Genomic DNA, 6,236 nt, shown 5'->3' with positions numbered 1-6,236 from the left:
AGGCTGCTCCTACAGGGCGACGCCTAAACCCTGGTGAACAGGGCAGGATGCATCAAGGCTTTTTCACAGCGTCCTTTACATCGCCTTTGATCTGCTGGGCTTCACCCTTCAGTTCCTGCGCCTTGCCTTCAGCCTTGAGCTTTTCATTGTCGGTCACTTTGCCGATGCCTTGTTTCACGTTACCGATTGCTTCGTTGGCCAAGCCTTTCGCTTTGTCTTTAGTACCGCTCATGGCAAAACTCCTGCAAATGGAGACACGTGAACCGTGTCGACAGTCTGTGGACCTGAGGCCCTTCGCAAGAGTTTCAACCAATTTGCCACGATCAAGCCGAGCGGCAAATCTGCGGGCGAATACCGCACCAATTCCCGCCAACCACCTGCGCAGGCCCGACTGCCTGCCCTAGAATCCCCGCATACGACCGCCTGCAATAAAAACAACGACTTATCGGAAAACCCGCCCCATGCGTTTGATGCCTGTGCTCGTGGCCATGCTGCCACTGCTCCCCCTGCCTGCCCTCGCCGCCTCGCCGGCCGCCACCGAAGCCCTGCGCGTCGAGCGCTATGCCGATGACGGCCAACCCGGCAGCCTGCGCTGGGCGATCGAGACCAGTAACCAGAACCCCGGCCACTACCGCATCGAGATTGCCGCGGTGGGCCAGGCGCCCTATGTGATTAAACCCACGCGCGCGCTGCCTGAAATCAAAGGCCCGGTGAGCATTACCGGCCTGGCTTGGGCCCGCGACGGCCAGTACATCGCCATCGACGGCTCGGGCTATATCAAAGACCAGGGCGTGCACACCTGCCCCGGCGCCCTGCCCGGCCAGTTCGGCACCAACGTACGCACCACAACCCACCCGGGCCTGGTGCTGCGCGACACCCAAGGCGTGCACCTGAGCGGCCTGGAAGTGCGCAACTTCTGCATCGGCATTCTGGTCAACCGCGCCAGCGGCAACGTCATCGAAGACAACCGCGTCATCGCCAACAAAGGCGGCGCCGGCATCATGCTCACCGGTGACGACGGCGCCGGTAACCCCACCGCCACCAGCACGGTCAACAACAAGGTGCTGCGCAACCAGCTGATCGACAACGGCGACGGCCTGGAGCTGACGCGTGGTGCGGCCTTCAACCTGGTGGCGGACAACCTGTTCCGCTCCACACCGGCCAACCCCGAGCCGTCCCAGGGCATCGAGATTCTGCTGGGCAATGACAACACGGTGGTGCGCAACCGTTTCGAGAACTACTCGGACGGCCTGCAGATCAACTGGGGCAACCGCAACTACCTGGGCGCCAACACCTTCACCGGTAACTCGATCGGCGTCAGCGTCACCGGCGAGGGCAACATCCTCGATGGCAACCTGATCCACGGCAACCGCATCGGCGTGGCCTTGCGCCCAGAGCCGAGCGTCACCGCCACACGCCTGAGCGCCAACCGCATCTGGAATAACAGCCAGGACATCCGCCGCTGCGAGGCCGGTGGCTCCTGTGTGCCGAACCAGCGCACCGGCGCCATCGTCTTCGGCGTGCCGGCGCAGGCGCATGCGTTGTATGTAGGGTCGCGCGGGGTGGGTGCGGAGCTGGCGAAGAAGGACCAAGCGATCATCTGCGATGCCAAGGGCGAACCCCAGCCTTGCCAACCGTTGCCTAACCACAACCAGCAGCCACCTCGGCTGATTGCGCTTGAGGGAAATGTGATTCGCGGCGAGGTGCAGGGGCCGGCGTCGAGCCTGTTGCGCGTCGAGTTGTTCGGCAATGCGCAGGCTGCGGGCAGCGAAGCGGAGCAGTATCTTGGGGAAGTGCTGGTGAACAGCGATGCCCAGGGGCAGGCGCGGTTTGCCCATCCGCTGGAGAATATCGGCGGGTTGCGCAGCTTTACCGCGACGGTGACCACTGCCGATGGGGCCACTTCCGAGTTGAGCCGGCCGGTGAGTCGCTGAGGCAAATGGCCTCTTCGCGGGACAAGTCGGATCGCCGCACCGCCGCTCCCACAGGTTACACCACTGTTCTCAGGGTAATCGTATAAACCTGTGGGAGCGGGCTTGCCCCGCGAAGAGGCCGGCCCAGGCAAAGCAACTGGCAAACCTTGCCCCGCTAACCGCCACCCCTCACAATGCAGGCCTTATCACGCGTCAACCCGCAGGAACCTGCATGAAACTCGACAAACCCGCCGCCATCGCCCGGCGCAACGAAGCACTGGCCCGGCCCGTGCTGACCAGCAGCAACACCCTGTTCGCCATCCTCGACCCCAAACGCAACCTGTGGTGGTTCGAAGTGCCGGTAGCACTGTTGGGCAAAGGCCAGCCCGATTGGGTCAACCTGCTGCTGCACAACCCGGACAGCGATGAGCTGCAGCACCTGAAAGTACCGACCAACTTCCTCAAGGCTCACCTGGAGCAGATGGAAGTGCGCAAGCCGGGCAAACGCCGTTCGACCATCAGCCTGGCCCTGAGCGCCGACCGCGACTCGCTGCTGCGCGACACCCGCCCGGGTGGCGAGCAGCTGGACTTCCGTACGTTCGTGCAGGCCTGATCAGACCCGCTCGATGCGATCGTCATGGATGACGATGCGGCCTTGCTTGAACAACGCACCAATGGCCTTCTTGAAGTTGCCCTTGCTGACGTTGAACAACTTGGTGATCACTGCCGGGTCGCTCTTGTCGCACACCGGCAGCACACCGCCTTCGGCGTCCAGCCGCGCCATGATCTGCTCCTGCAGGCTGTCAGCCAGGGCCGCGCCCACCGGTTGCAGGCTGAGGGCGATTTTGCCGTCGTGGCGGATTTCCTTGATGAAGCCCTTCTCGTGCATCCCCGAACGCAGGAACTTGAACACCTCGTTCTTGTGGATCAGGCCCCAGTGGCGGTTGTTGATGATCGCCTTGAAGCCCATCGGCGTCTCGCCGGCCACCAGTAGCTCAACCGGCTGGCCGACCTGGTAATCGGCCGGGGTACGGTCCAGGTAGCGGTCCAGGCGCGCGGTCGCGGTGATGCGGCGGGTACGCTTGTCGAGGTACGCGTGCACCACGCAGTAGTCGCCGATCTTCAGTGGCCGCAACTCTTCCGAGTAAGGCATCAGCAGGTCCTTGGACAGGCCCCAATCCAGGAAGATACCGGCACCATTGATGTCCTTGACCTTGAGGCTGGCGAACTCACCGACCTGCACCTTGGGCTTCTCGGTGGTGGCAATCAGCTGGTCTTCGCTGTCCAGGTAGATGAACACGTTCAACCAATCGTCTACCTCGGTCTCGGCGTTCTTCGGGATGTAACGCCCCGGCAGCAGGATCTCGCCATCGGCGCCGCCGTCCAGGTAGAGGCCGAATTCCACGTGTTTAACGATTTGCAAACTGTTGTAACGCCCAAGCAGAGCCATTTCCGATGTTCCTCAAGACAAGACGGCTATTCTACACCTGAAGCCACCGTACTGCCCGACCGCTGATTCGGTGGAACCGTCATCTTCCCCCTTGCGTCTACCGACTGGCCAGCCACTGCAAGGATCAGCACATGCCTCGACGCCTGCTCAAGCCCCTGCTCATCACCGTCGCGCTCGCCCTGGCCCTGGTCGCGTGCAGCCGCATCGACCTGGCCTACCGCAACCTGGACCGCCTGGTGCCGTGGTCGCTCGGTGACTACCTGGACATGAACCGCGACCAAAAGGTGCTGCTCGACGAGCGGCTCAGGCAGCACCTGGCCTGGCATTGCAAAACCCAACTGCCCAGTTACCTCGACTGGCTGGACCGGGTGCGGGCCATGGTCGCCGAAGACCAGGTGACTGACCAGGCGTTGCAGCAGCGCACCCGCGAAGCGCGCGAGGCGATTGGCCGGGTTGCCGAAGAAATCACCCCCTCCGCCACCGAACTGCTGCGTGGCATGAGCGACGCGCAGGTGGCGGAAATGCGCGAGGCGTTCCGCGACGACATCAGCGAACGGCAAAAGCAGTATGTCGATACGCCTCTGCCCAAGCAGATTGCCCGCCGCGCCGAGCGCATGGAAAAACGCCTGACGCCGTGGCTGGGTGAACTCAACGCAGCGCAACGGCTACGCGTGCTGACCTGGTCACAGGCGCTGGGCGATCAGAACCGCCAGTGGATCGCCAACCGTGCCCACTGGCAGCAACAGCTGGTGCTGGCGATGGACCAACGCAGCGATGCCAGCTTCGAACCGCGCCTGGCGCAGTTGCTGCAGCGTAAAGAGAGCCTGTGGACCCCGGAATACCGCATCGCCTACCAGAACACCGAGCTGCAAGCACGCAGGTTGCTGGTCGACCTGATGCACTTGAGCACCCCGGAGCAGCGTCAGCAACTGCAGGCGCGATTGAGCAAGGTGCGCACCAATTTCAGCGAGTTGAAGTGCCTGAAGGGCTGAAACCCCAGACGTGCGTGGCGCTGATACTTTGCGGCCGCAGCGCAGCCCCAGGGGTTACCGCACCTTACGCCGATACGGGAATACATCGATCACCTTCCCGTCGCGAATCGTTGCCTGCAAACCCTTCCAGTAATCCGCGTCATACAATTCACCATGCAAGCGGCTGAACAAACGCCGCTGGCCCATATCGGCAAACAGAAACGGCGGAAACTCTTCGGGGAACACGTCATGCGGCCCGATCGAGTACCACGGCTCGCCTGACATTTCGTCTTCCGGGTAGCGCGGTGGCGGTATATGACGGAAGTTCACCTCGGTCAGAAAACAGATTTCGTCATAGTCGTAAAACACCACCCGGCCATGGCGGGTGACGCCGAAGTTTTTCAGCAACATGTCGCCAGGGAAGATGTTCGCCGCCGCCAGTTGCTTGATGGCCAAGCCGTAATCCTCCAGCGCTTCGAGCACTTGGCCTTCGCTGGCGTGCTCCAAGTAAAGGTTGAGGGGCGTCATGCGCCGCTCGGTCCAGCAGTGGCGAATCAGCACTGTATCGCCTTCCAGGGCGACCGTGGACGGCGCCACTTCCAGCAGCTCGGCCAGGCATTCCGGCTCGAACTTACTGCGCGGAAAGCGAAAATCGGCGAACTCCTGGGTATCGGCCATGCGCCCCACCCGATCGACGCTTTTCACTAGGCGGTATTTGTCGATCACCGTGGCACGGTCAACGGTTTTCGACGGTGAGAAGCGGTCCTTGATGATCTTGAACACGGTATTGAAGCCCGGCAACGTGAACACGCTCATGACCATCCCACGCACCCCAGGCGCCATGATGAAGCGGTCGTCACTGCTGGCCAGGTGGTTGATCAGTGCCCGGTAAAACTCCGACTTGCCATGCTTGTAGAAACCGATCGAGGTGTACAACTCGGCAATGTGCTTGCCGGGCAGGATGCGCTTGAGGAAGTTGACGAACTCCGCCGGCACCGGCACATCGACCATGAAGTAAGAGCGGGTGAAGGAGAAGATGATCGACACCTCCGCCTCGTCGGTGATCAGCGCATCGGCCTCGATGCCATGGCCTTCGCGGTGCAACAAAGGGATCACCAGCGGCCACTGCTCGTCGCGGGTGTACAGGCGGCCGACCAGGTAGGCGCCCTTGTTGCGGTACAACACCGGCGAAAACAGCTCGACCGCCAAGGCCGGGTCCTTGCACACCCAGTCCGGCAGGCATTCGCGCAGTTGTTCTTCCAGCCGTGTCAGGTCGCCCTCAAGGTCACCATAGGGCACATCGAACGGGTAATCGGCGAAGATCGCCCGCAGCAGGCCCTTGAGCCCGTCCTCAAGCTGATAGGTGCGGGTTTGCGCCGCGCGCTCGTGGCTGCGCATGGAAGGCCGGGTGGTGTGGATGAACATGCAGCCGTCGCTGATCTGGTCATGGCTGAACAGGCTGCAGAACAGCGAGTTGTACCAGGTCTCGGACAACTCGTCGTCGAGCCGTGGGTCGATCAGGTGGATGTAGGCGCTCTTGACCAGCGGCCACTGCTCCACATCCAGCAGCACCTCATCGGCAACGCTCTGCCGTAGCCGGCCGTTGGCTTCGGCCACCTTTTCTTCATAGAGGTTGATACGCGCCGCCGCTGCGCGCTGGATGTCTTGCCAGCGCGCCTGCTCGAAGCGCTCACGGGCGCCGAGGGTGATGCGCCGAAAGTGTTCGCGGTAGTCATCGAAGCCATCGAGGATCATCCGGGCGATTTCGCTGGCAGGCCAGTGCTGGGACATGCAGGGCATCTCGGTGCAGGGTGAGAGATACAGCTTAGCCGGTCCACAGCCCGCCTAGATTCACTGCGCAAGAAAGCACAAGAATCCCACTCCCCCCTGGCGTAAACTCGC

At 62.3% G+C, this 6,236-nt stretch carries 6 protein-coding genes; 3 read left to right on the top strand and 3 right to left on the bottom strand.

Translation table 11 applies throughout. From position 1 onward, the window contains the following. Positions 1–52: 52 nt before the first annotated feature. Entirely contained in the window at positions 53–232 is a 180-nt protein-coding gene (locus AC5PZ0_RS26555) for a CsbD family protein (protein WP_099430165.1), read from the bottom strand. 229 nt (positions 233–461) lie between these two features. Here AC5PZ0_RS26555 and AC5PZ0_RS26550 point away from each other — a divergent pair, with 229 nt between their 5' ends. Together AC5PZ0_RS26550 and AC5PZ0_RS26545 are read left to right on the top strand one after the other, a co-directional pair. Next, positions 462–1,934 carry a right-handed parallel beta-helix repeat-containing protein gene (locus AC5PZ0_RS26550; protein ID WP_493856061.1) on the top strand — a complete coding sequence of 491 codons (1,473 nt, stop codon included), beginning with the start codon at positions 462–464 and terminating at the stop codon, positions 1,932–1,934. Positions 1,935–2,145: 211 nt separating this feature from the next. After that, positions 2,146–2,526, top strand: a complete 381-nt coding sequence (locus AC5PZ0_RS26545) for a hypothetical protein (protein WP_493856060.1) — start codon at positions 2,146–2,148, stop codon at positions 2,524–2,526. Here AC5PZ0_RS26545 and AC5PZ0_RS26540 read toward each other — a convergent pair whose 3' ends face one another. After that, positions 2,527–3,363, bottom strand: coding sequence for a CvfB family protein (locus AC5PZ0_RS26540; RefSeq protein ID WP_027593169.1), 837 nt, complete (start codon positions 3,361–3,363; stop codon positions 2,527–2,529). A gap of 131 nt (positions 3,364–3,494) precedes the next feature. Between AC5PZ0_RS26540 and AC5PZ0_RS26535 the strand changes: the two genes are divergently transcribed. Further along, on the top strand, positions 3,495–4,355 hold the full coding sequence (locus AC5PZ0_RS26535) for a DUF6279 family lipoprotein (RefSeq protein ID WP_493856059.1): 861 nt from the start codon (positions 3,495–3,497) through the stop codon (positions 4,353–4,355). A gap of 54 nt (positions 4,356–4,409) precedes the next feature. Here AC5PZ0_RS26535 and aceK read toward each other — a convergent pair whose 3' ends face one another. Then, entirely contained in the window at positions 4,410–6,125 is a 1,716-nt protein-coding gene (aceK, locus tag AC5PZ0_RS26530) for a bifunctional isocitrate dehydrogenase kinase/phosphatase (RefSeq protein ID WP_493856058.1), read from the bottom strand. Positions 6,126–6,236: the final 111 nt, after the last annotated feature.

The organism is Pseudomonas sp. 5.2 (assembly GCF_059025405.1).
The sequence above is the reverse complement of the archived record's forward strand: the minus strand, read 5'-3'. Positions and strand labels throughout refer to the sequence as shown.

Bases quoted from the DNA above. Each gene is read 5' to 3' on its own strand.
- AC5PZ0_RS26550 (WP_493856061.1), top strand. From the start codon at position 462: ATGCGTTTGATGCCTGTGCTCGTGGCCATGCTGCCACTGCTCCCCCTG.
- AC5PZ0_RS26535 (WP_493856059.1), top strand. From the start codon at position 3,495: ATGCCTCGACGCCTGCTCAAGCCCCTGCTCATCACCGTCGCGCTCGCC.
- aceK (WP_493856058.1), bottom strand. From the start codon at position 6,125: ATGTCCCAGCACTGGCCTGCCAGCGAAATCGCCCGGATGATCCTCGAT.
- AC5PZ0_RS26555 (WP_099430165.1), bottom strand. From the start codon at position 232: ATGAGCGGTACTAAAGACAAAGCGAAAGGCTTGGCCAACGAAGCAATC.
- AC5PZ0_RS26540 (WP_027593169.1), bottom strand. From the start codon at position 3,363: ATGGCTCTGCTTGGGCGTTACAACAGTTTGCAAATCGTTAAACACGTG.
- AC5PZ0_RS26545 (WP_493856060.1), top strand. From the start codon at position 2,146: ATGAAACTCGACAAACCCGCCGCCATCGCCCGGCGCAACGAAGCACTG.